Annotated in this window: 27 protein-coding genes and 1 pseudogene; 12 read left to right on the top strand and 16 right to left on the bottom strand. The window is 64.6% G+C overall.

Going from position 1 to position 25,823, the window contains the following annotated elements; all coding sequences use genetic code 11:
* Positions 1-86: 86 nt before the first annotated feature.
* Entirely contained in the window at positions 87-818 is a 732-nt protein-coding gene (locus tag R9B85_RS19495) for an amidotransferase (protein ID WP_112251836.1), read from the bottom strand.
* A gap of 526 nt (positions 819-1,344) precedes the next feature.
* Between R9B85_RS19495 and R9B85_RS19490 the strand changes: the two genes are divergently transcribed.
* A complete protein-coding gene (locus R9B85_RS19490; RefSeq protein ID WP_112251835.1) occupies positions 1,345-2,145 on the top strand; it encodes a c-type cytochrome in 801 nt (266 codons plus the stop codon).
* Between the two features lie 122 nt (positions 2,146-2,267).
* Here the strand turns inward: R9B85_RS19490 and R9B85_RS19485 are convergent, their stop codons facing one another.
* The 4 genes from R9B85_RS19485 to R9B85_RS19470 all read right to left on the bottom strand — a co-directional run bounded on the left by R9B85_RS19485 (position 2,268) and on the right by R9B85_RS19470 (position 5,725).
* On the bottom strand, positions 2,268-2,600 hold the full coding sequence (locus R9B85_RS19485; protein WP_003260395.1) for a ribonuclease E inhibitor RraB: 333 nt from the start codon (positions 2,598-2,600) through the stop codon (positions 2,268-2,270).
* 176 nt (positions 2,601-2,776) lie between these two features.
* Complete coding sequence (locus tag R9B85_RS19480; RefSeq protein ID WP_112251834.1) at positions 2,777-3,013, bottom strand: hypothetical protein; 237 nt, start codon at positions 3,011-3,013, stop codon at positions 2,777-2,779.
* Positions 3,014-3,216: 203 nt separating this feature from the next.
* The gene (locus R9B85_RS19475; RefSeq protein WP_112251833.1) at positions 3,217-5,292 is read right to left on the bottom strand and encodes an LTA synthase family protein; all 2,076 of its coding nucleotides are present in this window, start codon (positions 5,290-5,292) and stop codon (positions 3,217-3,219) included.
* Positions 5,293-5,533: 241 nt separating this feature from the next.
* On the bottom strand, positions 5,534-5,725 hold the full coding sequence (locus R9B85_RS19470) for a PLDc N-terminal domain-containing protein (protein WP_012271091.1): 192 nt from the start codon (positions 5,723-5,725) through the stop codon (positions 5,534-5,536).
* A gap of 126 nt (positions 5,726-5,851) precedes the next feature.
* Here R9B85_RS19470 and R9B85_RS19465 point away from each other — a divergent pair, with 126 nt between their 5' ends.
* Positions 5,852-6,790 carry a ZIP family metal transporter gene (locus R9B85_RS19465; protein WP_112251832.1) on the top strand — a complete coding sequence of 313 codons (939 nt, stop codon included), beginning with the start codon at positions 5,852-5,854 and terminating at the stop codon, positions 6,788-6,790.
* 122 nt (positions 6,791-6,912) lie between these two features.
* Here the strand turns inward: R9B85_RS19465 and R9B85_RS19460 are convergent, their stop codons facing one another.
* Positions 6,913-7,443, bottom strand: coding sequence for a hypothetical protein (locus R9B85_RS19460; protein ID WP_112251831.1), 531 nt, complete (start codon positions 7,441-7,443; stop codon positions 6,913-6,915).
* Positions 7,444-7,503: 60 nt separating this feature from the next.
* Entirely contained in the window at positions 7,504-8,028 is a 525-nt protein-coding gene (locus tag R9B85_RS19455; RefSeq protein ID WP_207878772.1) for an ankyrin repeat domain-containing protein, read from the bottom strand.
* A 265-nt stretch (positions 8,029-8,293) separates the two neighbouring features.
* Between R9B85_RS19455 and R9B85_RS19450 the strand changes: the two genes are divergently transcribed.
* Positions 8,294-8,566, top strand: coding sequence for a DUF3509 domain-containing protein (locus R9B85_RS19450; RefSeq protein WP_112251830.1), 273 nt, complete (start codon positions 8,294-8,296; stop codon positions 8,564-8,566).
* Positions 8,567-8,677: 111 nt separating this feature from the next.
* On the opposite strand, the gene R9B85_RS19445 is transcribed toward R9B85_RS19450, so the two are convergent.
* From R9B85_RS19445 to aroC, 3 genes are all read right to left on the bottom strand, one after another.
* On the bottom strand, positions 8,678-9,214 hold the full coding sequence (locus tag R9B85_RS19445; protein WP_423770475.1) for an oxidase: 537 nt from the start codon (positions 9,212-9,214) through the stop codon (positions 8,678-8,680).
* Entirely contained in the window at positions 9,214-10,368 is a 1,155-nt protein-coding gene (locus R9B85_RS19440) for an MFS transporter (RefSeq protein WP_112251828.1), read from the bottom strand. The genes R9B85_RS19445 and R9B85_RS19440 overlap by 1 nt, the downstream gene beginning before the upstream one ends.
* Before the next feature lie 132 nt (positions 10,369-10,500).
* Positions 10,501-11,592, bottom strand: coding sequence for a chorismate synthase (gene aroC, locus R9B85_RS19435; RefSeq protein WP_375149616.1), 1,092 nt, complete (start codon positions 11,590-11,592; stop codon positions 10,501-10,503).
* Between the two features lie 236 nt (positions 11,593-11,828).
* Here aroC and R9B85_RS19430 point away from each other — a divergent pair, with 236 nt between their 5' ends.
* Together R9B85_RS19430 and R9B85_RS19425 are read left to right on the top strand one after the other, a co-directional pair.
* Complete coding sequence (locus tag R9B85_RS19430) at positions 11,829-12,791, top strand: alpha/beta hydrolase (RefSeq protein ID WP_112251826.1); 963 nt, start codon at positions 11,829-11,831, stop codon at positions 12,789-12,791.
* 201 nt (positions 12,792-12,992) lie between these two features.
* On the top strand, positions 12,993-13,775 hold the full coding sequence (locus R9B85_RS19425; RefSeq protein ID WP_207878776.1) for a hypothetical protein: 783 nt from the start codon (positions 12,993-12,995) through the stop codon (positions 13,773-13,775).
* A 109-nt stretch (positions 13,776-13,884) separates the two neighbouring features.
* Here R9B85_RS19425 and prmB read toward each other — a convergent pair whose 3' ends face one another.
* A complete protein-coding gene (prmB, locus tag R9B85_RS19420; RefSeq protein WP_112251824.1) occupies positions 13,885-14,793 on the bottom strand; it encodes a 50S ribosomal protein L3 N(5)-glutamine methyltransferase in 909 nt (302 codons plus the stop codon).
* Positions 14,794-14,973: 180 nt separating this feature from the next.
* Between prmB and R9B85_RS19415 the strand changes: the two genes are divergently transcribed.
* From R9B85_RS19415 to R9B85_RS19395, 5 genes are all read left to right on the top strand, one after another.
* Complete coding sequence (locus R9B85_RS19415; RefSeq protein WP_025338152.1) at positions 14,974-15,564, top strand: cysteine hydrolase family protein; 591 nt, start codon at positions 14,974-14,976, stop codon at positions 15,562-15,564.
* 84 nt (positions 15,565-15,648) lie between these two features.
* Positions 15,649-15,969: a hypothetical protein gene (locus tag R9B85_RS19410; protein ID WP_112251823.1), complete on the top strand. Its 321-nt coding sequence runs from the start codon at positions 15,649-15,651 to the stop codon at positions 15,967-15,969.
* Between the two features lie 174 nt (positions 15,970-16,143).
* Positions 16,144-16,704 (top strand): Smr/MutS family protein, encoded by a 561-nt coding sequence (locus R9B85_RS19405; protein ID WP_103462871.1) that lies wholly within the window; start codon positions 16,144-16,146, stop codon positions 16,702-16,704.
* A 70-nt stretch (positions 16,705-16,774) separates the two neighbouring features.
* Complete coding sequence (gene folE, locus R9B85_RS19400) at positions 16,775-17,320, top strand: GTP cyclohydrolase I FolE (protein ID WP_013971502.1); 546 nt, start codon at positions 16,775-16,777, stop codon at positions 17,318-17,320.
* Between the two features lie 59 nt (positions 17,321-17,379).
* On the top strand, positions 17,380-17,751 hold the full coding sequence (locus tag R9B85_RS19395) for a glutaredoxin family protein (protein ID WP_112251822.1): 372 nt from the start codon (positions 17,380-17,382) through the stop codon (positions 17,749-17,751).
* Between the two features lie 131 nt (positions 17,752-17,882).
* On the opposite strand, the gene R9B85_RS19390 is transcribed toward R9B85_RS19395, so the two are convergent.
* The gene (locus tag R9B85_RS19390) at positions 17,883-18,485 is read right to left on the bottom strand and encodes a glutathione S-transferase family protein (RefSeq protein WP_103462872.1); all 603 of its coding nucleotides are present in this window, start codon (positions 18,483-18,485) and stop codon (positions 17,883-17,885) included.
* Positions 18,486-18,630: 145 nt separating this feature from the next.
* Here R9B85_RS19390 and R9B85_RS19385 point away from each other — a divergent pair, with 145 nt between their 5' ends.
* Positions 18,631-19,821 (top strand): benzoate/H(+) symporter BenE family transporter, encoded by a 1,191-nt coding sequence (locus R9B85_RS19385; protein ID WP_103462873.1) that lies wholly within the window; start codon positions 18,631-18,633, stop codon positions 19,819-19,821.
* Positions 19,822-20,078: 257 nt separating this feature from the next.
* Here the strand turns inward: R9B85_RS19385 and R9B85_RS19380 are convergent, their stop codons facing one another.
* From R9B85_RS19380 to R9B85_RS19370, 3 genes and pseudogenes are all read right to left on the bottom strand, one after another.
* Entirely contained in the window at positions 20,079-20,942 is an 864-nt protein-coding gene (locus R9B85_RS19380) for a methyl-accepting chemotaxis protein (protein ID WP_370290417.1), read from the bottom strand.
* Positions 20,940-21,467: pseudogene (locus tag R9B85_RS19375) on the bottom strand (HAMP domain-containing protein); the annotation flags it as partial. The pseudogene R9B85_RS19375 and the gene R9B85_RS19380, both read right to left, overlap by 3 nt.
* 668 nt (positions 21,468-22,135) lie before the next feature.
* Positions 22,136-23,533: a PLP-dependent aminotransferase family protein gene (locus R9B85_RS19370; RefSeq protein WP_423770474.1), complete on the bottom strand. Its 1,398-nt coding sequence runs from the start codon at positions 23,531-23,533 to the stop codon at positions 22,136-22,138.
* 225 nt (positions 23,534-23,758) lie between these two features.
* Between R9B85_RS19370 and R9B85_RS19365 the strand changes: the two genes are divergently transcribed.
* A complete protein-coding gene (locus R9B85_RS19365) occupies positions 23,759-24,928 on the top strand; it encodes an MFS transporter (RefSeq protein ID WP_375149618.1) in 1,170 nt (389 codons plus the stop codon).
* 129 nt (positions 24,929-25,057) lie between these two features.
* On the opposite strand, the gene R9B85_RS19360 is transcribed toward R9B85_RS19365, so the two are convergent.
* Positions 25,058-25,819, bottom strand: coding sequence for an SDR family oxidoreductase (locus R9B85_RS19360; protein WP_112251873.1), 762 nt, complete (start codon positions 25,817-25,819; stop codon positions 25,058-25,060).
* Positions 25,820-25,823 lie beyond the last annotated feature (4 nt).

The raw sequence follows: 25,823 nt of genomic DNA, 5'->3' as shown, positions 1-25,823 counted from the left end.
TACAGGGGACCGCCTCAGTCAGGTTATTCGCGATCCCTGTAGGAGCGGCCTTGTGTCGCGATGGGCTGCAAAGCACCCCCCAGCCATCACGCTGCAGAATCTTTGCGCACCGGCTGCTGGATAAACCGCAGCATCCACTCCCCCACCAGGTCGCCCTGGTGCTCGGTGGCCAGGCTGGCCACGGCTTTGTGGTACACCTCATCACCCAGATACTCCTGGCGTGCATCGAGCAGCGCACGGGAGTAGTCGTGCACGAACTCGGGGTGCCCCTGGAAGCACAGCACCTGGTCACGAATGTGGTAGGCAGCGTTCGGGCAGAAGTCGCTGGAGGCGATCACCGTGGCGCCTTCCGGCAACTCGGTCACCTGGTCCTGGTGGCTGATCAGCAAGGTCAGCTCCGACACCTCCGGGTCCATCCACGGCGCATGGGCCGCCAGCGAATAGCGATGGATACCTACGCCCCAGCCCTGTTCGGCACGCTCGGCCTTGCCACCCAGAGTCAACGCCAGCAACTGGTGGCCGAAACACACACCCAGCAGCTTCTCGCCACGCTCGTACAGTTTCAGCAGGTAGGCCTTCAGGGTCTGGATCCACGGGTCGGTACCAAACGAGTCGGCTTTGCTGCCCGTCACCAGATAGGCATCGAACACTTCGCTGTCGGCGGGGTAATCGCCGTTCATCACGTTGTACACACGAAATTCGGCGGCGATCGGCTGACGCGAGAAGAGCTGCTCGAACATCCTGCCGTAGCCCTGGTACTGCGCGGTCAACTCCGGTCGCAGGACATCGGTTTCAAGGATGCAGATGCGTAACGACATAGGGATAGTCCTGAACGACATAGGTGGGAATCTGCTGTAGAGACTGACGCGAAAGGCACGTACAAGCAAGTAGGCCGCACTGACGAACGGTCACATTTCGTCGGTGACTTGCTGGCACTTGCGCCACCGTCTAGCGAGAGCATGCCAGCCGAATGGCAATTGGCCTCATAGCCAGAAGAAATCAATTATCAGCAGGGTTAGAACAAAGGGTTCTCAAACACGGATGACGTACACCCTACTGTTGGTTGTATATCCACTTTCAAGAGGCAGCAGTCAAGGCGTCACCAACGCTACTGCGATCGACCCGAAGCGCGACAGGGAAGCCAACGGGTATTCAGGAATAACAACAAGAAGGCGGTCCGCCATGTTCAGACAATCGAAAATTCGCCAAGCTGGGCTGATTCTCTTCGCCACGACTTTGCTGCTGATCCTGCCGAACCTCACACGTTTGTTCGGCTGACTGCCGCTGTGGCGTCAACAGGCAACACACAGGTAACCTGCTGGCCTTGATGGTCGGAGATTACCCATGCGCCATTGCCTTGCACTGTTAGTGTTGCTCCTGAGCCTGCCGCTGTCGGCGGCGCAACTGCACCTTGAACTGGGTGCCACGACGCGCCAGTGGAGCAGTGCCGAACTGCTCGACCACCCGCAAGCCCGGGACATCAGCATCGACCAGGACGTTTCCTACAAGCAGCCCATGCGTTACCGGGCGGTGCCGCTGGCCGTGCTGCTGGACGGTGTGAGCGCCAACGACCACCTGCAGGCGGTGGCGCTGGACGGTTTTGCCGCCGAAATGCCAGCGGCGCCACTATTGCAGCACGGGCCGGCACAGGCCTGGCTGGCGGTGGAGGAGCCGGGCCGGCCATGGCCACCGCTGGGCCAGGGCAAGCCGAGTGCGGGGCCGTTCTACCTGGTGTGGACTGCACCGCAGGCCAGCGGCATCCGCCCGGAGCAGTGGCCGTTCCAGATTTCCACGATTCGCAAGCTGGCCTCTGTCGAGGCGCGTTTGCCGGCACTGCTGCCCGACCCGAAGCTGCCGGCTGACAGCCCGGTGCGCCGGGGCTTTGCCTTGTTCCAGCAGAACTGCCTGGCGTGTCACCGGCTGAACGGCGCGGGGGATGCGCAGGTGGGGCCGGACCTGAACGTGCCGCATAACCCGACCGAGTATTTTCGGCCTGAATATCTACGCCAGCTGATTCGTGACCCGCAGAGCCTGCGGCAGTGGCCGCAGGCGAAGATGCCGGGGTTTGCGGAAAGTGTCTTGAGTGAGCCGGAGCTGGATGAGTTGCTGGCCTATTTGAGGCATATGGCTGGGCGCAGGCCTTGAGAAACTGGGGCGCTTTGCGCCCCTTTCGCGACACTAGGCCGCTCCTACAAGGGTACGCGCACGCCTGTAGGAGGGGCCTTGTGTCGCGATGGGCCGCAAAGCGGCCCCAAATTCCCAAAATCTCAGGCTATGGGCCGCTCCTGCTTGACCCCCCACCCTTCCACCTCACCGCCATAAGGTGTCACCAGCTGCTCGAAGGCCTCTTCGAAGTCGCCAATCCCGCCATGGGTGGCATACATGACCTTGCTCAGTTCCAGATGCCAGGCACCGTCGCCCAACTCCTTAACCTGGGCATTCAGCGATTCACCGCGAAACTGCCCGGCCGCGCGGCGGGCCCCTGCTTCGTCGGGGAATATGGCGTAGAACTCGATGGGGTGGATCTGGGTGAAGTCGAAACCGCCTGCCTTCATCTGGCGCAGGACGTTGCTGCTGATATCGTCGTTCTGGCTGCTCATGAAACGTCCTCCTGAATAATGCGATGGATAGACTTTCCGTGCACTACGCACCTGCCGGCAGCGGCCGGGCAGTTCGAGCTGATGCAAGACGCGAAGGGATGCGGTGCCAACCCGCAGAAAAGGCCGGCACCTTCATGCAGCGTAGTGCCTGCCAGGGCACCACGCAAACGTGTGGTTCAGGGCGTTTCCTGGATGCTGGTGATGGTCACGCCACTCTGTTCCTTGAGCCAGCGTGCGGTGGGTGAAACAGTGCGGTCCTGGAAGTCGTTGAGGTCCAGCTCGTCCATCACCGGGAACAGGTGCGAACGGATGGCCCGCGCAGCGTCCTCCTCGCTGGGGCACTGGTCGCCGCGCAGCGTCAGGGTGGTGAGCACGCCTTTCTGATCGGCAAAGATGACTTCCCACTCTTTCATCGAACGACCCCTCTCAGTCAACGAACATCGGGTGTGTGATGCCTGAATAAATGACCTTGGGGCGGTGAGAATGTTCAGTCTGTGCCGGCCTCTTCGCGGGTAAACCCGCTCCCACAGGGATATCACTGCCCTCGGACCCTGTGATATCCCTGTGGGAGCGGGCATGCCCGCGAATGGGCCGCAAAGCGGCCTCTGTTGCAGCCTTACTTCGGTGTGCCGTGCACCACACCGGCGGTGTTATCCAGCAGGCTCTTGGTCGCGGTCTGGATATACGCTTCCAGCTTCTTCAGCATTTCCGGCTGGTCCGGGCTTTCGATCAGCTCGGCCTTGAACTCGCTGCCCAGCTGGTAGCGGTACATGCGCGGGGTCATGTCCTTGGACTCGATCAGGATGCGGTCGCCCTGCACCAGGCCGACGATCTGCTCGCTGCCCGATGGCTTGATCATGCCCACACCCTGGTCGCCCTCAGGCAGGTTGAGCAGGTCGCGGCCCCAGCACTGATGACGAGCCTGACCACCCAGGCGGCCCATGATGGTCGGCACGATGTCGACCTGGGTGCCCACGGTATGGTTGACCGCACCGAACTTCTCCTGGATGCCCGGGGCAATCAGCAGCAGCGGCACGTTGAAGCGGCCCAGGTCCAGCTCGGTGACCTGCTGGTGGTTGCCAAAGCCATGGTCGCCAACGATGACGAACAGGGTTTCCTTGAAGTACGGCTCCTTGCGCGCCTTCTCGAAGAATTGCCCCAGCGCCCAGTCCGAATAGCGCATGGCGGTCAGGTGCTCGTCCAGGCGGCCCTGGCCGGTTACCGGCTCTACCGGCAGGTCCTTGGGTAGCGCGTAGGGGGTATGGTTGGACAACGTCTGCAGCAGCGCGTAGATCGGCTTCTTGCCATCGTGCTTTGCCAGCTCTTCGTTGCCGCGGTCGAACATGTCCTGGTCGGAAACGCCCCAGGTCGGGTCGGAGAACACCGGGTTGACGAAGTCGTTCCGGCCAATGAAGGTGGTCATGCCCTGGTTGCCGAAGAAACCGGACTGGTTGTCCCAGGCGAAGTCGCCGTTGTAGACGTACACATCGTCGTAATCGCGGGCGCTGAGCAGGGCTGGCAGCCCGGACAGCTTGTGGCCGCCTTCCGGGGTCTGCATCAGGTATTCGAAGCCTGGCAGGTTGGGGAAGCAGGCCATGGTGGCGAACATGCCCTGGTGGGTATGGGTGCCGTTGGAGAAGAAGCGGTCGAACAGCAGGCCCTCTTTGGCCAACTTGTCGAAGTACGGGGTGATGTTGTTGGGGCTGCCCAGCGCGCCCACCGAGTGGCCGGCGAAGCTTTCCATCAGGATCACCACCACGTTCTTGATCGGCAGGGTGCGCTCGGCCGGCGGCACGAAGTCGCGGCGGATGGCAGCCTCGTCGGCATCGACCAGGGTGTCGTTGGCAGTCAGCAGCTGCTCGCGCACGCTCTGCGTGGCCACGTCCTGCTCCAGCACCGGCTTCCAGATATTGGCGCGGTCTTCGCCGAAGCGGCTCTTGGCAGCATCGATCAGGGTCAGGGTGCCGTTCAGGCCCAGCTGGTTGACGAAGTTGGAATCGGTGGTGAAGGCATCTCCCCAGCGCATTGGCGGGCCCTGGCGCAGGGTGCCACGGGCGGCGACCACGGCCACCAGCAGGATCACCATGAACACTGCCAGGCGGTTGTACCACGGCGCCGCGCGGCGCTGCAGGGTGACCTCGCCGGCGCCGTTGCCCCGGGTGATGCGGTCGATGCCCTTGAACAGCAAGCTCAGCAGCCAGGTGCCGAACAGCCAGGCCAGCAGGTAGCGCACCACCGGGAAGCCGTACCAGAGCATGCTCAGCACGGTCTTCGGGTCTTCCTTGATGTACTGGAACACCAGACCGTTGAGGCGCTGGTGGAACTCGCGATAGAAGTCCAACTCCATCAGGCCGAGGAACATCACCACGCTCGAGGTGATGGTCAGCCAGAAACGGAACAGGCCACGGCGGGCCATGGCCCAGGGGCTGAGGATGGCCAGCAGCAGCGGAATGCTGATGTACACCACCACGCGCAGGTCGAAGCGCAAGCCGTTGAGGAAGCCTTCGGCGACGGTCGCGCTGGGGGTATCGCCGATCATGTCGCTGTTGTAGACCAGCAGCGCCAGGCGCACGAGGCTGAGCATCAGCATGATCACCAGGCCGCTGAGCAGGGTGTAGGCCAGGTGGGATTTCAGGGTGGGCGAGAACGACGCTCGCGCGCCCCGTTGCTTCAAGGCGTCCGGGTTAGCCATGAATGGGAAGGTCCTAGGATTGCGGGTTTGCGGAGATGGCGCAGGTGTATACCAACGCAGCATTGTGCGGGTGCGGATTCTGTTTAAACCAATGTGAAAATTTTGTCACGGGGGTGTTGCCGTTTTTGTCCCTGATGGCCTCTTCGCGGGTGAACCCGCTCCCACAAGTACTCCACTCCCCTCAGGCCCAGTGATATCCCTGTGGGAGCGGGTTTACCCGCGAAGAGCCCAGCACAGGCATTCAGATCCGCACATTCCCCCGCGGCCCGGCGATCGCCCAGATAACCAGGCCCACCACCGGCAGCAAGGCGATCAGCAGGATCCACAACACCTTGATGCCCACTTCACTGCCACTCTTGATCACATTGAGGATGGCCCAGATATCCAGCGCCAGAATGATCAGCCCGACCAGGCTGTTGAACGTCGACCCCATGCCAAATCTCCCGTGAAAGGCTTTTGCTGCACAGCATAGTCAGCTATCACGTCAATAGAAGGGAATCCTTGGCCGTTTGCGTGGGTCACTGCTTAAACTGCTGTATCCATCGATTTCGAGGTTGCCATGCCCCCCGCCCATACCCACAGCGTCGCCCTGCCCTCGCCCGTCAGCGCCTGGCGCCAACAGATGCACGAAAACCCCTGGATTGGTGCAGGCCTGGCCCTGAGCATGCTGGTGGTACTGGTACTGCTGGGGGCGAGCCTGTGGAACGCGGTGAACGGCGACCACGCCGATAATCTTCACCTGGCCGCACTGGGCGGGCTGTCCGGCTTTGGCGCCACGGCGCTGGGCGCGGTGCTGGCGGTGGTGCTGCGCGATGTCAGGGCACGCACCCAGGATGTGATGCTGGGTTTTGCCGCCGGCATGATGCTGGCGGCCAGTTCGTTTTCGCTGATTCTGCCAGGCCTGGACGCCGCCCGCGAGATCACCGGCAACGGCCCGGCTGCGGCCTTTACCGTGGTGCTGGGCATGGGCCTAGGCGTGCTGCTGATGCTGGGCCTGGATCGCTTCACCCCGCATGAACACGAGAGCACCGGCCCTTGTGGCCCAGAAGCCGAGCGCATCAGCCGGGTGTGGTTGTTCGTGCTGGCGATTACCCTGCACAACCTGCCTGAGGGCATGGCCATTGGCGTGAGCTTTGCCAATGGTGACATGAACATCGGCCTGCCGCTGACCAGCGCCATCGCCATCCAGGACATCCCCGAGGGGCTGGCCGTGGCGCTGGCCTTGCGCGCCACCGGGTTGTCGAACCTGAAGGCCGCGCTGGTGGCGATCGGGTCGGGGCTGATGGAGCCGCTGGGTGCGGTGATCGGCCTGGGGATTTCGACCGGCTTTGCCCTGGCCTACCCGGTGAGCATGGGGCTGGCGGCGGGGGCGATGATCTTTGTGGTGAGCCACGAGGTGATTCCCGAAACCCACCGCAATGGGCATCAGACGGCCGCGACTTTGGGGTTGATGGGTGGGTTTGCGGTGATGATGTTCCTGGATACTGCGCTGGGCTGAAGCTTGAAGCTGCCTGCCGGCCACTTCGCGGGTAAACCCGCTCCCACAGGGATATCACTAGGCCTGAGGGGAGTGATATCCCTGTGGGAGCGGGTTTACCCGCGAAGAAGCAGAAGATGAAATCAGATGTGCACGGCGACCTTCAGTGCTTCCAGCGCCGGCTCGACCTTGATCCCCACCTCTGCCCCCAGCTCCAGCACCCGCGCCAGGTCGTTCTGCCCCACCATCACCATCTGCAGCTCGTCATCCAGCAACTGGCTGAAGTTGAGCAGCACGTAACCACCCGCCTCTTTGTTCAGCGCCCCCATCTGCACCTGGATGCGGTTGAGTGCGGTCAGCGGCTCGGTGCGGGCCAGTTGCTTGGGCTTGAGGGTGAACGGCACGCTCTGATCGAACGAATCGCTGATCTGCTGAAACAGCTCCTGGTAGCTATCGGCCTGGAACACCACGGTGTCCGGCAGGCTGCCCAGCACCACCCATTCGCCCAGAGGGATGGGGAAGCTGTCGTCGTAGTTGATGTCGGGGTTGGCGGACAGGAAGGCGGCGGGGTCGGCGTAGGCCTGGGCGGCCTCGTCGGCGATGCGCTCGATGTCTTCCTCACGCATGCAGCCAGCGGCAATGAGGCGGATGAATTCGAGCAACTGAGTTTTCATGAAAGGGGGCCTGCGACGGGTGAAAAGTCGCCAAGGATAGCCGCAAATGCCCCCTTGCGGTTAGCCGGCCAGCACTTGCAGGCGCGCTGCAGCGTCCACGGCGCCCATGGTTTGCGCTGCCATCAGCGCGGTGGAACCACGGGCATCCTGACGGGCCGGGTCGGCACCCTGGGCCAGCAGGTAGTCGAGGATTTCGCTGCGGTTGAACATGGCGGCCAGCATCAGCGCGGTGCGGCCATCCTGCGCGGTAGCGTCCACCGGTACGCCGTGCTCCAGCAACAGGCGGATCATGGCCAGGTCGCCCTTGAACGCAGCGCCGGCGATGGGCAGCTGGCCGTTATCGTTGGCAATCAGCGGGTCGGCGCCATGCGCCAGCAGCACCCGCACTGCATCGTGGTGGCCGTGGTAGCTGGCCAGCATCAGCAGGGTGTCCCCCTTGTGATTGCGCAAGTTGGGCGGCAGGCCGCTGGCCAGCAGGCGCCCGAGCATCTCGGCATCGCCCTGGCGGGCACGCTCGAACACCTGCTCGGCAAAGGCGGCTGTTTCGTCGTCGGTCATGGTGGCGGGCGTGGGTTGGCTGGACATTTGGAACCTCCTGGCAGAAATCGTTGCCCAAGTTTTTGTCAGGCAAGGCTGCCGGGTCAAAGGTTCAGATTCTATCGGGCCGATAGCTGGCGGCGAGTCGTGCAATATGCACTGTGCAAAATGCACGACCGTGCAGGTTGCACGACAACGCTTTCAGCAGATAAACGCAACCTACTGAATTCAAAGAGATTTTTCAGAAAAAACATCCTGGCACGGTCACTGCAAACATCAACTCATGTCTGCCACGCAACAGCCAGGAGTTGATATGGACCTCATCCAGGAAAAGTTCGTTTCGGTATTTTCGGCCTATCAGGTGGATACCCAGGCCCGCCCCGACGGCGGAGTGATGCTGACCCTGCGCGCTGCTGACGGCAAGGTCACCCGCCGGGTGTTGACCTATGCGCAACTGCACAGCGCCGAGCAGCTTTCGTGGGCGATCAGTGCGATTCGCCGGGATCTGGCCGAGCAGGCCAGCGAGTTGCCGGTGATTTCGATGCTGCAGAGCCAGCAGCGGTTTGCCTTGCCGACTTATCGCTAAGTTTTGAGTTGGTTGATCTGGCCTCTTCGCAGCGCAAGGCTGCTCCTACAGGTACCGGTAACACTGGCCCTGTAGGAGCAGCCTTGTGCTGCGAAGAGGCCGGCAAAGCCATCACAATTCATCAATGCCCAGGAACGCCCGCGCAGTCACATCGCCGGTAAACCTCGGCTGCATACCCTGCTCACTGCCATACAACCGTAACGCCAGGCAAAACGGTGTATCGCCCAGCTCGACCCAGCGCCGGGTCCCCGCCGGCATCACCAGCTGGTCACCCTTCTCGCACAGCACCGAATACACCCAATCCCCCAAACGCAGGCCAACCTGTGCCCGCCCGCTGACCACGGCAAACACCTCGTCGGCGTCATGCACATGCTCATCGCGCACATCCACCTGCGCCGGGGCCTCACCATCACGGTTGAGCACCACGAAGGCCTTGCTGTCATGCGCGGTCATCAACTGGTCCAGGTGCTCGCGACAAGCCTCCAGCACCTCATCCTGAGCCGTGCCCGGGCGCACCCGCAGGCCATGCTCGGCATGGGCGAAGCGCACGCCCTGCTCGGCCAGGGTGACGACGATATCGTCGTGGTGGGTCAGCACCTTGTTCGGCAGGTCCGGGCTGGAGGGGTGGAAAACGCAGAGAATGCTCATCAGGGACGGGTCCTGGTCGGTTGCGAACAAAGGGCAATGATAACGGCTGCAGCCAAGGCTGCGGCACTGGCCATACCAAAGGTGAAGGTGGGGCCCAGCAGGTTCCAGCTGTAGCCCGAATACAACGCCCCCAGCGCACCACCGGTGCCCGACAGCGCCGCATAAAGCGCCTGGCCCTGGCCCTGCTGACGGGCGCCGAAGCTGGCCTGGACGAAAGCGATGCTGGCGGCATGGAAGCAGCCGAAGGTGGCCGCGTGCAGCACCTGGGCGAAAACCAGCACCGCCGGCTCATCGGCCAGGTTGCCCAGCAACAGCCAGCGCAGCGCCGCCAGCACGAAGCTGGCCAGCAGCACCCGCTGTACCGAAAAACGCGCGAAGATGCGGCTCATGGCCATGAACACCAGTACTTCGGCCACCACCCCCAGTGCCCACAGCAAACCGATGGCACCCCGGGTATAGCCCAAGTGTTCCAGGTGCAGGGTGAGGAAGGTGTAGTACGGCCCGTGACTGAGCTGCATCAGGGCCACGCAGGCATAGAACGCGACCACCCCGGGCGCCCGAAGCTGCTGCAGGAAACCACCCGCGCCGCTGCGCTCGCCCTGCTCCGCTGGCTGGGCATTGGGCACCCACAGGCTGGCGGCGACGATGCCGGCCATGATCGTGACCAGCGCCACCGGGTAGATATCCAGGCTCAGCCACTCGAACAGCCGGCCCAGGCCGACCACGGTGAGGATGAAGCCGATCGAGCCCCACAGGCGCACCTGGCTGTAGCGCGCGGTCTGCCCGTGCAGGTGGGCCAGGGTGATGACCTCGAACTGCGGCAGCACCGCATGCCAGAAGAACGCGTGCAGGGCCATGACCAGCGCCAGCCAGGCGTAGCTTTTGCCAAGGAAGATCAGGGCGAAGGTGGCCAGGGTAGATAGCGCGCCCAGGCGCACGATCAGCAGGCGCTGGCCGGTGCGGTCGCCCAGCCAGCCCCACAGGTTGGGGGCGATGCAGCGCATCAACATCGGAATGGCCACCAGCTCGCCGATGCGTGCCGCAGAAAAGCCCAGGTGATCGAAGTACAGCGCCAGGAACGGGGCGGTGGAACCGAGCAGGGCGAAGTAGAACAGGTAGAAGCTGGACAGGCGCCAGTAGGGGATTGGTTGCATGGGGTGGCCTTGTGGGGACCTGTGCCGGCCTCTTCGCGGGTGAACCCGCTCCCACAGGTACCTCACTGCCCTCAGGCCCAGTGATATTGCTGTGGGAGCGGGTTTATCCGCGAAGAGGCCAGTACTGGCGAATCAGAGCTGGCCCAGCACCGGGGTATTCACCTTCACATCGGCATTTTGCGCGCGGTGGCGCAGCAGATGGTCCATCAGCACGATGGCCATCATCGCCTCGGCGATCGGCGTGGCGCGGATGCCCACGCACGGGTCGTGGCGGCCTTTGGTGATGACGTCCACCGGGTTGCCGTCGACATCGATGGAGCGGCCCGGGGTGGTGATGCTGGAGGTCGGCTTCAGCGCCAGGTGGGCAACGATCGGCTGGCCCGAGGAAATACCGCCGAGGATGCCGCCGGCATTGTTGCTGAGGAAGCCTTCCGGCGTCATTTCGTCACGGTGCTCGGTGCCGCGCTGGGCCACGCTGGCGAAGCCGGCGCCGATTTCCACGCCCTTGACCGCGTTGATGCTCATCAGCGCGTGGGCCAGTTCCGCGTCCAGGCGGTCGAAGATAGGCTCGCCCAGGCCCGGCATGACGCCTTCGGCGACCACGGTGATCTTGGCACCCACCGAGTCCTGGTCACGACGCAGCTGGTCCATGTAGGCCTCCAGCTCGGGCAATTTGCTCGGGTCAGGGCTGAAGAAAGCGTTCTGCTCCACCGCCTCCCAGGCCTTGAACGGGATTTCGATCGGGCCCAGCTGGCTCATGTAGCCGCGCACGGTGATGCCCTGGGTGGCCAGGTACTTCTTGGCGATGGCACCGGCGGCCACGCGCATGGCGGTTTCGCGGGCCGAGCTACGGCCACCGCCGCGGTAGTCGCGGATGCCGTACTTGTGGTGGTAGGTGTAGTCGGCGTGGGCCGGGCGGAACAGGTCCTTGATCGCCGAGTAGTCCTTGGATTTCTGGTCGGTGTTGCGAATCAGCAGGCCGATCGAGCAGCCAGTGGTGCGGCCTTCGAACACGCCGGAGAGGATTTCCACCTCGTCGGCTTCCTGGCGCTGGGTGGTGTGCCGGCTGGTGCCGGGCTTGCGCCGGTCGAGGTCGTGCTGCAGGTCGGCGAGGGAAATTTCCAGACCCGGTGGGCATCCATCGACAATGGCGACCAACGCCGGGCCATGGCTCTCGCCAGCGGTGGTGACAGTGAACAGCTTGCCGTAGGTATTGCCGGACATGGACGCTCCGCGAGATCTGCCTGAAGTGAACGAAAGCGGCAGTATACAGATGGATTGATCGCCTGTGCTGGCCTCTTCGCGGGTAAACCCGCTCCCACAGAGTCATCACAAGATGCGAAAATTGTGCTGTACCTGTGGGAGCGGGTTTACCCGCGAAGAGACCGAACCTGCATGCACGGTCCGAGAACCTTCCCACCCACACTGGGTCAAACCTTCATCTCCCCAAGTAGTACCGCATGATGTCGCGCCTCGTCGCCCTCTTCTTCCTCCTGTGTACCAGCCTGGCCCAGGCCGCCGCCCCCACTGTTCTGCAGCGCCCGATCGACCTCGACACCGGCCAGGGCGTGCTGCACGGCAGCCTGCTGCTGCCGCAACAGGCCACCCCGCCGCCGGTGGTGCTGATCATCGCCGGCTCCGGCCCCACCGACCGTGACGGCAACAACCCGGCGTCAGGCCGGGTCGACAACCTCAAGCGCCTGGCCCTGCTGCTGGCCAGCGAGCACATCGCCAGCGTGCGTTACGACAAGCGCGGGGTGGCCGCCAGCCAGCCGGCCACGCCCGACGAGCGTGACCTCAGCGTGGATCGCTACGTGGCCGACGTGGTCGCCTGGAGCCACAAGCTCAAGGCCGACCCACGCTTCGGCCCGTTGATCCTGATCGGCCACAGCGAAGGCGCACTGATCGCCAGCCTGGCCGCCGAGCAGGCCGGCGCCAGCGCGGTGATTACCCTGGCCGGCAGCGGTCGGCCGCTGGCCGAGGTGCTGCGCGAGCAACTGGCCCAGCGCCTGCCGCCGGCGCAACTGGCCGGCGGCAGTGCCCTGCTCGACCGCCTGCAGGCCGGACAGACCAGCCTGGAGGTACCGGCGCCGCTGCGCCAGGTGTTCCGCCCCAGCGTGCAGCCCTACCTGATTTCGCTGTTCCAGCAGAACCCGGCGGCGGCCTTTGCCCGGCTGCCCATGCCCGCGTTGATCGTGCAGGGGCGCAACGATGTGCAGGTGAGCGTGGTCGACGCCGAACGGCTGAAGGCGGCCAAGCCGGACGCCCAACTGGTGCTGATCGATGGCATGAACCACATGCTGCGCATCAGCCCCAAGGCGATGAGCCAGCAGCGCGAAAGCTACCTCAACCCTGAACTGCCGCTGGCCAGGGAGCTTGGCGAGCAGATTGTGACGTTTATTCAGCATTTGCCTTCTGCCTGAGCCTCAGGTCTTGGCCGGTACGGCCGATAATTTCGGTATCAGCGGAACATTGGGGCCGCTGGCGCGCCCCATCGCCGGCAAGCCAGCTCCCACAGGAATACCACAGGCCTGAATGCCATGCGGTCCCTGTAGGAGCTGGCTTGCCGGCGATGGGCTGCACAGCAGCCCCTGCCGCATGCTCGTATCCAAGGACAAGCCCTGATGACAACCGCCCCCGCCGCCGTAGAGCCGGCCGAAGAGCCCGAGGAAACCGCCGCCCTGCCCTGGGCCGAGCTGGCCGTCGAACATTTCCAGCTGTTGCGCCTGGCCGCCCTGCCCACCGACCGCAACACCGGCGCGCGGCCGCTGCGCTTTGTGCAGTTCGGCTATGCCGAGCGCCATGACCAGGCCCACAGCCTGTTGCGCATGGAAGTCCAGCTGCCCGGGCAGAAGGTACACAAGGAAAAGAACCGCCTGGACATACGCGTCGACCACGCCACGCGCCTGGTGCGCATTGGCGATGAACATGGCCTGCAACTGGAACCTTTGAACCGTGGCCTGGGCCGTTTCCTGCTGGCCCAGGCCGCGCAGTGGCTGCAGCGCAAGTGGTCGCACTACCGGATCGAGGGCATGGCGCTGCCGAGCAAGGATGCGCTGAACGAAGACTCACGCCTGCGTCGTGACCACTGCCTGCGCGGGGTGGGGATCGAGGTGGAATACGAGGACAGCCAGCACCTCAAGGGCCGTACCGTGGAAATGACGGTGGGCCAGCTCAAGGGCGCGTGGAACAGCGAGCGCTTGCAGCGAGTGGAGATACTGGATGCTGCCGGCCTGCTGCAGCAGGCTGACCAGCAATTGCAAGAGAAGGAAGGGCAACTGCGTGAGCGGGATGAGCGGGTAGCCAAGTACCAGCGTGAAGACAGCGGGTTGCGCTTTACCATTACCTGCCTGGTGGCGTTTGCGGTGTTCCAGGCGGGGTTGCTGATCTGGATTGCCACGCGCTGACACCGCGTCGCCTGCTTCGCGGGCTTGCCCGCTCCCACAGGAACTGCGTCGCACCTGAGGGCAACGCCATACCTGTGGGAGCGGGTTTACCCGCGAAGAGGCCCTGGAGTCAGACCCGGGCCTTGAACAGCTCCTGATGCTGGCGGCACTGCTCGGCAGTCAGCATGAACACCCCGTGCCCGCCGCGCTCGAATTCCAGCCAGGCAAAGTCCACCTCAGGGTACAGCGCCTCGACATGCACCTGGCTGTTGCCCACCTCGACAACCAGCAAGCCCTTGTCGGTCAGGTGGTCCGCCGCTTCGGCCAGCATGCGCCGCACCAGGTCCAGGCCATCGTTGCCGCAGGCCAGGCCCAACTCCGGCTCGTGGTGGTACTCGGCCGGCATGTCGTCGAAGTCCTCGGCATCGACATACGGCGGGTTGGACAGGATCAGATCGAAACGCTGCCCCGGCAAACCGCCAAAACCGTCGCCTTGCACGGTATACACGCGCCCGTCCAGGCCGTGACGTTCGATGTTCTGGTTGGCCACTTCAAGCGCTTCGAACGACAGGTCGGCCAGCACTACCTCGGCCTCGGGGAAGACGTCGGCGGCAACGATGCCGATGCAGCCAGAACCGGTGCACAGGTCGAGAATGCGCGCCGGCTCGCTCGCCAGCCACGGCTCGAAGCGTTTCTCGATCAGCTCGCCAATCGGCGAACGCGGCACCAGCACGCGCTCGTCGACGATGAACGACATGCCGCAGAACCAGGCTTCGCCCAACAGGTAGGCGGCCGGCACGCGCTCTTCGATACGGCGCTTGAGCAGGTGCTGCAGGCGTACCCGCTCGTCGTCCTCGAGCATGCAGTCCAGGTAGCTGTCGGCCACCTCCCACGGCAGGTGCACCGCCCCCAGAACCAGCAGGCGGGCCTCGTCCCAGGCGTTGTCGGCACCATGGCCGAAGAACAGGTCGTGCTCGTGGAAGCGGCTGACCGCCCAGCGGATGTAGTCGCGCAGCGTGCGCAGGCGGGATGTGATCACGGGGTACTCCTAATTCAGACCGGACAAAAGTCTAACAGCCCCACCCGCACATTTGTTCCTTTGCCTTGCCCAAAGGCTAGCCACAAGCCAGTAACCATGCCGCTTGCGTTGTCAACCATTCCCATTGGCGCCAAGGCAGGGGAGAATAGGTATACAAAAGCCCTATCCAAGGAGCCCTTGATGTCCGTTCCAACCACGATGTTTCGCCTCACTGGCCGCGATTACCCGCCGGCCAAGCTGAGCCACGCCAGCCTGATCATCATCGATGCGCAAAAGGAGTACCTCAGCGGGCCCCTGGCGCTGTCGGGCATGGACGAGGCCGTGGCCAACATCGCCAGGTTGCTCGACGCCGCGCGCAAGAGCGGCCGTCCGATCATCCACGTCCGCCACCTGGGCACTGTCGGTGGCCGCTTCGACCCACAAGGGCCGGCCGGCCAGTTCATTCCGGGGCTGGAGCCGCTGGAAGGCGAAATCGTCATCGAAAAGCGCATGCCCAACGCATTCAAGAACACCCAGCTGCATGAAACCCTGCAGGCGCTGGGCCACCTGGACCTGATCGTCTGCGGCTTCATGAGCCACTCCAGCGTCAGCACCACGGTACGCCGCGCCAAGGACTATGGTTACCGCTGCACCCTGGTGGAAGACGCTTCGGCTACCCGCGACCTGGCATTCAAGGATGGGGTGATCCCGGCCGCGCAGATCCACCAGTGCGAAATGGCCGTGATGGCCGACAACTTCGCTTGCGTGGCCCCCACCGCCAGCCTGATCTGATCAGCCAGGCAACCGCCCGGCAGCCGGGCGGAACCCGATGGGCGGCCCCAGGTCCAATTCCGGATATCCACAGAGGAGAGCGGAATGAAGCTCAAAGGCAGTTTCGACGCCAAGCGCCTGCGCCCGCGCGAACCGCGTAACTGGGGCGCCCGCCTGGCGGCCGGCCTGTCGGCCATGCTGGCGACCCTGGGCGTGCTGCTGGCGATGGCCGGCGTCGCCGGCCTGCTGGGCAACTACCCTGCCCTGGCGGAGCTCAATGCCAACAAGCCGCTTTCCGGCATCCTCACCGTGGCCGGCTTGCTGCTGCTGTGGCTGGGCGTGCGCTTCTGGCGGCACAGCCGCATTCGCCTGCGTCGCGGGCGGGAACTGAACCTGTCGCCGCACCTGATGAAGAAACACGACTGATAATTTTTTGTCGCCTGTGCGGGCCTCTTCGCGGGTAAACCCGCTCCCACAGGGCCCCCACTGCCCTCCGGTCCGGTGATATCCCTGTGGGAGCGGGTTTACCCGCGAAAGGGCCGGCACAAGCTGCACAAGCCCCCACAGTCGCGTAAACTACGCCGCCCACGTGGAGGCATCATGCAAGACGACGATTTTTCCCTGTTCAAAGCCGAAGTGCGCGGTGTCAAACCGATCCGCCACGACCGCGCCGAAGTCGGCAAGCCCAAGGCCGACCGCCAGAAGCTGGCCGGCCTGCGCCAGGCGGCGACGGTGCGCAGTGACAAGGCGCTGGTGATCGACGGCATGTCCGACCAGTTCGTCATCGACGTTGGTGCCGAAGACGAGCTGATGTGGCGCCGCGATGGCGTGCAGGAAGGCCAGCTGCGCAAGCTGAAGCTGGGGCAGATCCCGTTCGAGGGCAGCCTCGACCTGCACGGCATGACCGTGGAAAAGGCCCGCGAAACCCTGTGGGACTTCATCGCCGAAGCCACCAAACTGGAAGTGCGCTGCGTGCGGGTGACCCACGGCAAGGCCGCGCGCCTGGACGGCAAGCGCCCGATGATCAAGAGCCACGTCAACACCTGGCTGCGCCAGCACCCGCAGGTGCTCGGTTTTGCCTCGTGCAACGCCCGCCACGGCGGCACCGGCGCGGTGTATGTGATGCTCAAGCGAACCATGCTCGAAGGCCGCGACGAGTAACGCCGCGCTTGCAGCGCCGCCCTCACCGCCGTACCCTTCGTTTTTGCGATTTTTTCCCACAGGTAGATCCATGTCCCTGGAACAGAACTACACCGAGATCCTCAGCCAGATTGGCGAGGACGTCTCCCGTGAGGGCCTGCTCGACACGCCCAAGCGGGCTGCAAAGGCGATGAAGTACCTTTGCCGCGGTTATGAGCAAACACTGGAAGAAGTCACCAACAACGCGCTGTTCAGCTCTGACAACAGCGAAATGGTGCTGGTCCGGGACATCGAGCTGTATTCGATGTGCGAACATCACATGCTGCCGTTCATCGGCAAGGCGCACGTGGCCTACCTGCCCAAGGGCAAGGTACTGGGCCTGTCGAAGGTGGCGCGCATCGTCGACATGTACGCCCGCCGCCTGCAGATCCAGGAAAACCTCAGCCGCCAGGTTGCCGAGGCCGTGCAGCAGGTAACCGGTGCCGCCGGCGTTGCCGTGGTCATCGAAGCCAAGCACATGTGCATGATGATGCGCGGTGTCGAGAAGCAGAACTCGACCATGATCACCTCGGTGATGCTGGGTGAGTTCCGCGAAAACGCCGCCACCCGCAGCGAGTTCCTCAGCCTGATCAAGTGATTGGCTGCTGACCCCGAGCCGACCCTGCCGGGTCGGCTTTTTCATTTCAGGAGTTGCCCATGATCGTCAAAGCCCTGCGGGTTGGCCTCGGCCAGCTCATCGTGTTCGGCGACTGGATCAGCCGCCCGGCCAAGCGCAAGCGCGACGCCGCCGCCCAGGCCCGCGTCGAGCAAGCGGCCCAGGGCCTGGCGCTGTACCAGTTCCACGCCTGCCCGTTCTGCGTCAAAACACGCCGTACCCTGCACCGTTTGAACGTGCCGGTGGCGCTGCGCGATGCCAAGAACAACCCGGTGCACCGCCAGGCCCTGCAGGAAGGTGGCGGCCGGGTGAAAGTGCCGTGCCTGCGCATCGAAGAAGCGGGCAAGGTGACCTGGATGTATGAGTCCAAGGCGATCATTGCCTATCTGGATGAGCGGTTCGCTTCGGCCTGACAGTTTGTAGATTTCCTGTACTGGCCCTATCGCCGGCAAGCCAGCTCCCACAGGTACCCCGCTGACCTCAGGTCCAGTGATATCCCTGTGGGAGCGGGTTCACCCGCGAAGAGGCCGGCACAGGCTAGAAACTAGCCCACCATCGGCACATGCCGTGGGTGGCTGCTGACCCGCTCCAGCCACGCCCGCACCGCCGGGTAGTCGGCCAGGTCGAACCCGCCCTGCTGCGCCACATGGGTGTAGGCATACAACGCCACATCGGCAATCGAATATTGCTCGCCGACCAGGTACGGCGTCATCTGCAGCTGCCGTTCCATCACCCTCAACGCCTTGTAACCGCCCTTGTGCAGCTTGCGGTACTCCTCCAGGCGCTCGTCCGGCAACCCCAGGTAGAACTGGATGAAACGCGCCACGGCAATGTACGGCTCATGGCTGTACTGCTCGAAGAACTGCCACTGCAACACCTGGGTGCGCAGGCGCGGCTCGGTGGGCAGGAACTCACTGCCATCGGCCAGGAAGTTGAGAATGGCATTGGACTCCCACAGGTAGCTGCCGTCCTCCAGCTCCAGCACTGGCACCTTGCCGTTGGGGTTCATCGCCAGGAACTCGGGCGTTTCGGTCTCGCCCTTGAGGATGTCCACCGGGTGCCATTCGTACGGCCGGCCCAGCAGGCTCAACATCAGCTTGATCTTGTAACAGTTGCCCGACTGGTAGTCGCCATAGACCTTGTACATCGCCCTTCCACTCCCAAGCAGTTCTGCATTTGCGCCCAATAGTTGGCGACTGTACGGCTAAAAGCAATGGCCGCTGTATGGCAAGGATCAACCTTGCTCGCTGTAGTCTGAAAAAACTGCTTACACCTTTACAAGGATTTTGTTCATGACCGATGCCACTTCCGCACGCCTGCGGCCCCTGGCAGACAGCTCCCCATCGGCGGTGGTCGCCGGCTTCATCGCCATGCTCACCGGCTATACCAGCTCGCTGGTGCTGATGTTTCAGGCCGGCCAGGCAGCCGGGCTGACCAGCGCGCAGATTTCCTCATGGATCTGGGCGTTGTCGATTGGCATGGCGGTGTGCAGCATCGGCCTGTCGCTGCGTTACCGCACACCGATCACCGTGGCCTGGTCCACCCCCGGCGCCGCCTTGCTGATCACCAGCCTGGGCGGGGTCAGCTATGGCGAGGCGATCGGCGCCTACATCACCTGTGCCGTGCTGGTGCTGATCTGTGGCCTGACCGGCAGCTTCGAGCGCCTGGTCAAGCGCATCCCGGCCTCGCTGGCCTCGGCGCTGCTGGCGGGCATCCTGTTCAAGATCGGCAGCGAAATCTTCGTTGCCGCCCAGCACCGCACCTTGCTGGTACTGGGCATGTTCTTCAGCTACCTGCTGGTCAAGCGCCTGTCGCCGCGTTACTGCGTACTGGCCGCGCTGCTGGTGGGCACGGCGCTGTCCGGCGCCCTGGGCCTGCTGGACTTCAGCGGCTTCCACCTGGAAGCGGCCACACCGGTGTGGACCACGCCAAGCTTCTCGTTGGCGGCGACCATCAGCATTGGCATTCCGCTGTTCGTGGTGGCGATGACCTCGCAGAACATGCCGGGTGTGGCCGTGCTGCGCGCAGACGGCTACCAGGTGCCGGCCTCGCCGCTGATTTCGGCTACCGGTTTTGCCTCGCTGCTGCTGGCGCCGTTTGGCTCGCACGGGGTCAACCTGGCAGCGATCAGCGCGGCGATCTGCACCGGGCCGCATGCCCATGAAGACCCGGCCAAGCGTTACACCGCGGCGGTGTGGTGCGGGATTTTCTATGGCATTGCCGGGGTGTTCGGCGCGACCCTGGCGGCGCTGTTTGCGGCGCTGCCGAAAGAGCTGGTGCTGTCGATTGCGGCGCTGGCGCTGTTCGGCTCGATCATGAACGGGCTGACCGTGGCCATGAGCGAGGCGCGTGAGCGGGAGGCGGCGGTGATTACCTTCATGGTCACGGCTTCGGGGCTGACCTTGTTCTCGATCGGCTCGGCGTTCTGGGGGATTGTCGCGGGGGTGCTGGCCTTGATGATCCTCAACCCGCGCAGGGCCTGAAGGTATTTGTTGCCTGTGCCGGCCTCTTCGCGGGTAAACCCGCTCCCACAGGAATACCACAGGGCTGAATGCTGCGTGTTCCCTGTGGGAGCGGGCGTGCCCGCGAAGAGGCCGGTATGACAGAAGGTGTTCTGTAGCATTGCTGGCCCCTTCGCAGTACAAGGCTGCTTCACTGGACCTGAAGGCAGTGGGGTACCTGTGGGAGCGGGTTCACCCGCGAAGAGGCCGGTACAGGCAACACAAAGCCCAGGCCCGGATCACAACCTGAAATGCCCCACCATCCCCTTCAGGTCAGTGCCCAACTGCGCCAGCTCGATACTCGACCGGGCATTGTCCTGCATCGCCAACGCCGCCTGATCGGCACTGCCACGTATCTGCGTGACGCTGCGGCTGATTTCTTCCGCCACCGAGCTCTGCTGCTCGGCCGCCGCGGCAATCTGCTGGTTCATCTGCTGGATCAATGACACCGCCGCGGCAATGCTGCCCAGCGCGCTTTCGGTCTGCAGCGCATCAGCCACCGCCAACCGCACCAGCTCGGTACTGCCGCGAATCTGGGCCACCGACTGCTGGGCATTGCCGCGCAGGCTGGCGACCAAGGTCTCGATCTGCTCGGTAGACTGCCGGGTACGCCGCGCCAGCGCACGCACCTCATCAGCGACCACGGCAAAGCCACGCCCCTGCTCACCCGCCCTGGCGGCTTCGATAGCCGCATTCAGCGCCAGCAGGTTGGTCTGCTCGGCCACGCTCTTGATCACTTCCAGCACATCGCCAATGGTGTGGATCTCGGCACTGAGGCTGTCGATACCGGCGCTGGCCGTCTCCGCCGCCGCCGCCAGCTGCTCGATGCGCTGCATGCTCTGGCGCACCACCTGCTGGCCGGAATCAACCTTCTCGTCCGCCGCCTGGGCCGCCTGCGCCGCCTCTTCGGCATTACGCGCCACATCGTGCACAGTGGCGGTCATCTGCTGCATGGCGGTGGCCACCTGCTCGGTCTCTTCCTTCTGGCTGCCTACCTCGCGGTTGGTCTGCTCGGTCACCGCCGACAGCGCCTGCGCATTGCCAGCCAGTTGCTCGATGCCTTGCTGCAAGCCGCTGACAATGCCCGACAGGCCCGCCGCCATCTGCTGCATGGCCTGCATCAACTGCCCTACTTCGTCACGGCGTGGCGCCTGGGCGTCAAAGCTCAGCTCGCCGGCAGCAATGCGCTGGGCGCGGGCAATCACATGCTTGAGCGGCCCGACCACAGCGCGGGTGATCAGCCAGGCGGCCAGCACTCCCACCAGCAGCGCCAATGCCGTGGCCAGGCCGATGGCCACGGCATTGCGTTGCAGTTCGCTCTGCAGGGCCTGTTCCTGCCCCAGGTAGGCCTGGTCGACCCGACTGGTGGCTTGCTCGGCACTGGCCTGCAACTGCGCCTTCAAGCCCTGCTCGCGGGCCAGCTGGTCAGTGTATTCGTTGAGTTTTTCCGAGAAGCTGCCAATGTGCCCCGCCACTTCGCCCAGCACGCTCTGGTAGCCGGCATCGCTGACCGCCCCCTGTAACTGGCTGACCAGGCTGGCGGCCTCGACAGTCTGGGCGATGCGCTCCTGGCTGACGCCCTCTTCGCCCTTGCGGCTTTTTTCCAGGCGTACCCGCGCTTCGTCCATGGCCTGCAGCATCAGCCGCGACACCTGCGCCACCTGCGCGGCCTGCTCGAGGAATGCACCGCCTTGCTGGCCCTGGGACTGTTTGAGGGTGTACACGCCATCATCGGCCAGGCCGGCCTGCAGTACGTCGAGGTTGTTGGCCACGCTGGACACCGACCAGCTGGCCATGTCCAGCGCCAGCTCCTTGGCCTGCACCGCCTCGACAAAGGCTTCGAACGCCTGGCCATAAGCCGCCAGGTCGGTTTCTGCCGCCGCCAGCGCCGGCAGGCCACGGGCGCGCTCGGCCAGGCCCTGCAGGCCACTGCGCAAGGCCTCGGCTTGCTGCAGGTCGGAGCGCAGGGCAAAGGCCTGCTCGTGCTGGCGCAAGCGCAGCAGGTCGGTATTGAACTGGGCCAACTGGCGCAAACTGTCGAAGCGCTGGCCAACGCTGTGTAGCGCGGCAATGCCAATGGCCGCCACCGCCAGGGTCAGCACCAGCACCAGGGCAAAGCCCAGGCCAAGTTTGCGGGCCATGCCCAGGTTGGCCAGCACACCGTGCTTGCTCGCGCCCATGCCGATTCCCCTTCTGCGTGCGAGGTTATCCCGAAGGCCAAGGGTGGCAACGTTGCCAGCCGATGAACAAGGGCCTGGCGTCAGAATGGTGTCAAATAGCTATGAGCGTGTCGCTATCAGCTTGGCAGAGGTCGCCCTGCGTGCTGAAGGAAGGCCTGGGCGCGGGAGTCCTGCCCGTAGGCGACATTGATGCGCAGCCAGGCGCTGCCCGCGCCCTGGTAATCGAAGGCGCTGCCGGGGGTAAGCAGCACGTCGTGCTCCAGGGCCAGGCGCTCCAGGCTGGCGAAATCCCGGCCCGGCACCCGGGCCCAGACGAACATGCCGCCATAGGGCTCGCAGAATACCTGCCAGCCCGCCTGTTCCAGCTGGCCGAGCAGCCTGGCCATGTGCTGCCCCAGGCGCACGCGCAGGCGCTGCACGCTCTTGCGGTAGCTGCCGTTGGCCAGCATCTGCCCCACCACCTGCTCGGCAAAGCGCGAGGTGCCGATGCCGCTGACCATCTTCAGCTCGGCCAGGCGCGCCAGCAATGCCGGGTCGGCGACCAGGTAGCCGACCCGCAGCGAGCTGCTGAGGGTTTTCGAGAAACTGCTCATGTAGATGACCCGCTGCTCGCTGTCGAGGGTGGCCAGGCGGGTGGCCGGGCCTTCCTGGAAGTCGGCGTAGATATCGTCCTCGATGATGCGCAGATCGTGCTCGCGGGCCAGCTCCAGCAGGCGGTAGGCCACCTTGGGCGTCAAGCTGGTGCCGGTGGGGTTGTGGTAGAGGCTGTTGATGAACAGGCAGCGCGGCTTGTGCGCCGCCAGCAGGGCTTCGAGGGTGGCCAGGCACGGCCCCTCGGCGGTGCGCGGCACCGGCAGCATGTGCACCTGGTGCTGGCGCAGTAGGTTGTACAGGTTGTAGTAGCCGGGGTTTTCCACCAGCACCGTGTCGCCTGGGCGCAACAGGGTGCGCACCAGCAGGTCGAGGCCGTGGCTGGCGCCGTGGGTGGTGAGGATACGTTCGGGCCCGGCGGCGATTCCCAGCTGCGCCAGGCGCTTGTGCAGCTGCTGGCGCAGGCTGGCCAGGCCCAGGGGTGGGCAGTAGTCGAACAGGTCCTGTGGGTTGCCCCGGCTGACCTGGCGCACTGCCTGAGCCAGTTCGGTGGCGGCGCGCCAGCTGCTGGGCAACCAGCCGCAGCCCAGCTTGAGCAATTCGTCATGGCCCTCGCGGAACTGCCGCCAGCTGCCGTCCCCGGCCTCGCCCCAGGGTTGGGCGTCTTCCACGGCCAGGCCGGGTTTGCGCTCGGCGACGAAAAAGCCGGTGCCGTGGCGGGCCTCCAGCCAGCCGCTGGCGACCAGGCGGTCGTAGGCTTCGATCACACACGACGCACTGACCGCCTGACTGCGGGCCAAGGCCCGGATCGACGGTAGGCGCGCGCCGGGGCGCAGGCGTTGCTGGTCGATCCAGGTTTGCAGGTGGTCGGTGAGTTGCTGTACCAGCGGGGTGGTGCTGGTGCGGTCGAGGGGCAAGTGCATGGGGCAAGTGTTCGCTGGTTTTGAGCGAACAGTTAAGCATAAAAGGGTTGGCGGTGTGTCTGGTGAGGGGAATGGGCAGGCATCAGAGTTGGCAGGCCCGGCCCTTTCGCGGGTGAACCCGCTCCCACAGGGATCGCACCCAACCCGAGAGCGGTGTCGTACCTGTGGGAGCGGGTTCACCCGCGAAAGGGCCAGTACAGACACTACAGAACCAGGACCCCTACCATGCCCACCGCCCCGGCCCGCCTGGCCTTCGCCCTCTGCCTGATCACCCTGGCCGTCAACCTGCAGGCCCCGCTGTACATCACCTACGCCGACCTCTCCGGCCAAGGCGCTGCCGCCACCGCAGTGGCCTTCTCCGGCTATGTGCTCGGCGTGCTACCCGTGCTGCTGGCCCTGGGCGGGCTGGCCGACAGGGTCGGGCGCAGGCCATTGGTGCTTGCCGCACTGGCCCTGTCGATGGTCGCCACCGTACTGATGCTGCTGGCCCCCAGCCTGCAAACCCTGGGCCTGGCGCGGCTGTTCCTTGGGTTGGGTACCGGCCTGGCTTCGGCCACGGCCACCGCCTACATGGGAGAACTGATGGGCGGCTTGGACAACACCCGCGCCGCCAACTGGGTCACCGCCAGCACCTCGCTGGGCTTTGGCCTGGGCGCGGCGCTGACCAGCCTGTTCCTGTTGCGCGGCCCCAGCCTGACCCCGGGCAGCTTCCACCTGCAACTGCTGCTGGCGGCGCTGGCCATGTTGCTGGCATGGCGCCTGCCCGACCCACGCCCGGCACAACGCAACCCCATGCTGCGCCTGCCCTGCTACCCACGTGGCAGCGTGGCCTATGGCCTGGCCATTCTGCTGGCGTGGGCCTGCGTGGGGCTGGTGATTGCCCTGCTGCCGGGCATCCTGCGCCAGCATGGGCTTAGCGCCTGGTCGGGGTTTTCGACCTTTTGCGTGATCAGCTGCGGGTTGTTGTTCCAGCCCATGGCACGACGCCTCAGCAGCCGTACGGCCACCTTGCTGGGGCTGGTGATATTGCCCTGCAGCTATGCCGTGCTGGCCTGGGGCGCGGACAGCGGCCAGCTGGGCGCGGTCTTGCTGGGTGCGGTGGCGGCCAGTAGTGCGTGCTACGGGTTTATCTACCTGGGCGGGCTGGCAGCGGTGAACCAGTTGGCCGGCAGCGAGAAGACACGGGCCAGTGCCGGGTTCTTTCTACTGGCGTACCTGGGGTTCAGCCTGCCGGTGATCTTTACCGGCTTGCTGAGTGACCGGCTGGGGTCGCGGTTGGCGTTGCTGGTGTTTGGTGGGGTGCTGGTGGTGGGGTGTTTGCTGGTTGGGCTGGCATTGTGCTGGTCTGCCAGGGCCTCTTCGCGGGCCTGCCCGCTCCCACAGGGTTCGCGCTAGCCTTTGTGGTGGCCTGCAAGGGCCTCTTCGCGGGTAAACCCGCTCCCACAGAGATATCACCGGCCCCGAGAGCAGTGGGGTACCTGTGGGAGCGGGTTTACCCGCGAAGAAGGCCACACCGATATCAGATCAGATCGCCGTAGCCCCACCATCCACTGTCAGGCAATGCCCTGTGGTAAACGCCGCGCCGTCACTGCACAAGTACAGCACGGCGCTGGCAATTTCCTCGACCTTGCCAATACGCCCTACCGGATGCATGGCAGCGGCAAACTCGGCCTTGCGTGGGTCGGCCTCATAGGCGCGGCGGAACATGTCGGTGTCGATCACCGCCGGGCACACCGCATTCACCCGGATGCCCTTCTTGGCGTACTCGATGGCCGCCGACTTGGTCAGGCCGATCACCGCGTGCTTGGAGGCGCTGTAGATGCTCATCTTCGGCGCCGCACCCAAGCCCGCCACCGAGGCGGTATTGACGATGGCCCCACCGCCCTGGGCCAACAGCAACGGCAGCTGGTACTTCATGCACAGCCATACACCCTTCACGTTGACGCCCATGATGGCGTCGAACTCCGCCTCGCTGCCTTCGGCCAGGCGGCCCTGCTCGATCTCGATACCTGCGTTGTTGTAGGCATAGTCCAGCCGGCCATAGGCGGCGATCAGGCGCTCGTGCAGTTGGCGCACTTCGGCATCACGGGTAACGTCGCAGGCAATGAACAGCGCCTCCCCGCCCGCCGCGTGGATCAGGGCCACAGTGGCCTCGCCACCGGCCGGGTCGAGGTCGGCCACCACCACCTTCAAGCCCTCCCGGGCGAAAGCCAGGGCGGTCGCCCGGCCGATGCCGGCAGCGCCGCCGGTGACAAGGGCTACCTGGCCGGAAAAGGTCATGCTCATCGCG

This window comes from Pseudomonas sp. NLJ1, assembly GCF_049486705.1.
GTDB classification, from domain to species: Bacteria; Pseudomonadota; Gammaproteobacteria; order Pseudomonadales; family Pseudomonadaceae; genus Aquipseudomonas; species Aquipseudomonas inefficax.
Note: the sequence above shows the minus strand (reverse complement) of the source record. Positions and strands in the feature narration are given on the sequence as shown.

Excerpts from the sequence above, each read along its gene's own strand:
- R9B85_RS19495 (WP_112251836.1), bottom strand. The coding sequence starts at position 818 with ATGTCGTTACGCATCTGCATCCTTGAAACCGATGTCCTGCGACCGGAG.
- R9B85_RS19490 (WP_112251835.1), top strand. The coding sequence starts at position 1,345 with ATGCGCCATTGCCTTGCACTGTTAGTGTTGCTCCTGAGCCTGCCGCTG.
- R9B85_RS19485 (WP_003260395.1), bottom strand. The coding sequence starts at position 2,600 with ATGAGCAGCCAGAACGACGATATCAGCAGCAACGTCCTGCGCCAGATG.
- R9B85_RS19480 (WP_112251834.1), bottom strand. The coding sequence starts at position 3,013 with ATGAAAGAGTGGGAAGTCATCTTTGCCGATCAGAAAGGCGTGCTCACC.
- R9B85_RS19475 (WP_112251833.1), bottom strand. The coding sequence starts at position 5,292 with ATGGCTAACCCGGACGCCTTGAAGCAACGGGGCGCGCGAGCGTCGTTC.
- R9B85_RS19470 (WP_012271091.1), bottom strand. The coding sequence starts at position 5,725 with ATGGGGTCGACGTTCAACAGCCTGGTCGGGCTGATCATTCTGGCGCTG.
- R9B85_RS19465 (WP_112251832.1), top strand. The coding sequence starts at position 5,852 with ATGCCCCCCGCCCATACCCACAGCGTCGCCCTGCCCTCGCCCGTCAGC.
- R9B85_RS19460 (WP_112251831.1), bottom strand. The coding sequence starts at position 7,443 with ATGAAAACTCAGTTGCTCGAATTCATCCGCCTCATTGCCGCTGGCTGC.
- R9B85_RS19455 (WP_207878772.1), bottom strand. The coding sequence starts at position 8,028 with ATGTCCAGCCAACCCACGCCCGCCACCATGACCGACGACGAAACAGCC.
- R9B85_RS19450 (WP_112251830.1), top strand. The coding sequence starts at position 8,294 with ATGGACCTCATCCAGGAAAAGTTCGTTTCGGTATTTTCGGCCTATCAG.
- R9B85_RS19445 (WP_423770475.1), bottom strand. The coding sequence starts at position 9,214 with ATGAGCATTCTCTGCGTTTTCCACCCCTCCAGCCCGGACCTGCCGAAC.
- R9B85_RS19440 (WP_112251828.1), bottom strand. The coding sequence starts at position 10,368 with ATGCAACCAATCCCCTACTGGCGCCTGTCCAGCTTCTACCTGTTCTAC.
- aroC (WP_375149616.1), bottom strand. The coding sequence starts at position 11,592 with ATGTCCGGCAATACCTACGGCAAGCTGTTCACTGTCACCACCGCTGGC.
- R9B85_RS19430 (WP_112251826.1), top strand. The coding sequence starts at position 11,829 with ATGATGTCGCGCCTCGTCGCCCTCTTCTTCCTCCTGTGTACCAGCCTG.
- R9B85_RS19425 (WP_207878776.1), top strand. The coding sequence starts at position 12,993 with ATGACAACCGCCCCCGCCGCCGTAGAGCCGGCCGAAGAGCCCGAGGAA.
- R9B85_RS19415 (WP_025338152.1), top strand. The coding sequence starts at position 14,974 with ATGTCCGTTCCAACCACGATGTTTCGCCTCACTGGCCGCGATTACCCG.
- R9B85_RS19410 (WP_112251823.1), top strand. The coding sequence starts at position 15,649 with ATGAAGCTCAAAGGCAGTTTCGACGCCAAGCGCCTGCGCCCGCGCGAA.
- R9B85_RS19405 (WP_103462871.1), top strand. The coding sequence starts at position 16,144 with ATGCAAGACGACGATTTTTCCCTGTTCAAAGCCGAAGTGCGCGGTGTC.
- folE (WP_013971502.1), top strand. The coding sequence starts at position 16,775 with ATGTCCCTGGAACAGAACTACACCGAGATCCTCAGCCAGATTGGCGAG.
- R9B85_RS19395 (WP_112251822.1), top strand. The coding sequence starts at position 17,380 with ATGATCGTCAAAGCCCTGCGGGTTGGCCTCGGCCAGCTCATCGTGTTC.
- R9B85_RS19390 (WP_103462872.1), bottom strand. The coding sequence starts at position 18,485 with ATGTACAAGGTCTATGGCGACTACCAGTCGGGCAACTGTTACAAGATC.
- R9B85_RS19385 (WP_103462873.1), top strand. The coding sequence starts at position 18,631 with ATGACCGATGCCACTTCCGCACGCCTGCGGCCCCTGGCAGACAGCTCC.
- R9B85_RS19380 (WP_370290417.1), bottom strand. The coding sequence starts at position 20,942 with ATGGCGGCGGGCCTGTCGGGCATTGTCAGCGGCTTGCAGCAAGGCATC.
- R9B85_RS19370 (WP_423770474.1), bottom strand. The coding sequence starts at position 23,533 with ATGCACTTGCCCCTCGACCGCACCAGCACCACCCCGCTGGTACAGCAA.
- R9B85_RS19365 (WP_375149618.1), top strand. The coding sequence starts at position 23,759 with ATGCCCACCGCCCCGGCCCGCCTGGCCTTCGCCCTCTGCCTGATCACC.
- R9B85_RS19360 (WP_112251873.1), bottom strand. The coding sequence starts at position 25,819 with ATGAGCATGACCTTTTCCGGCCAGGTAGCCCTTGTCACCGGCGGCGCT.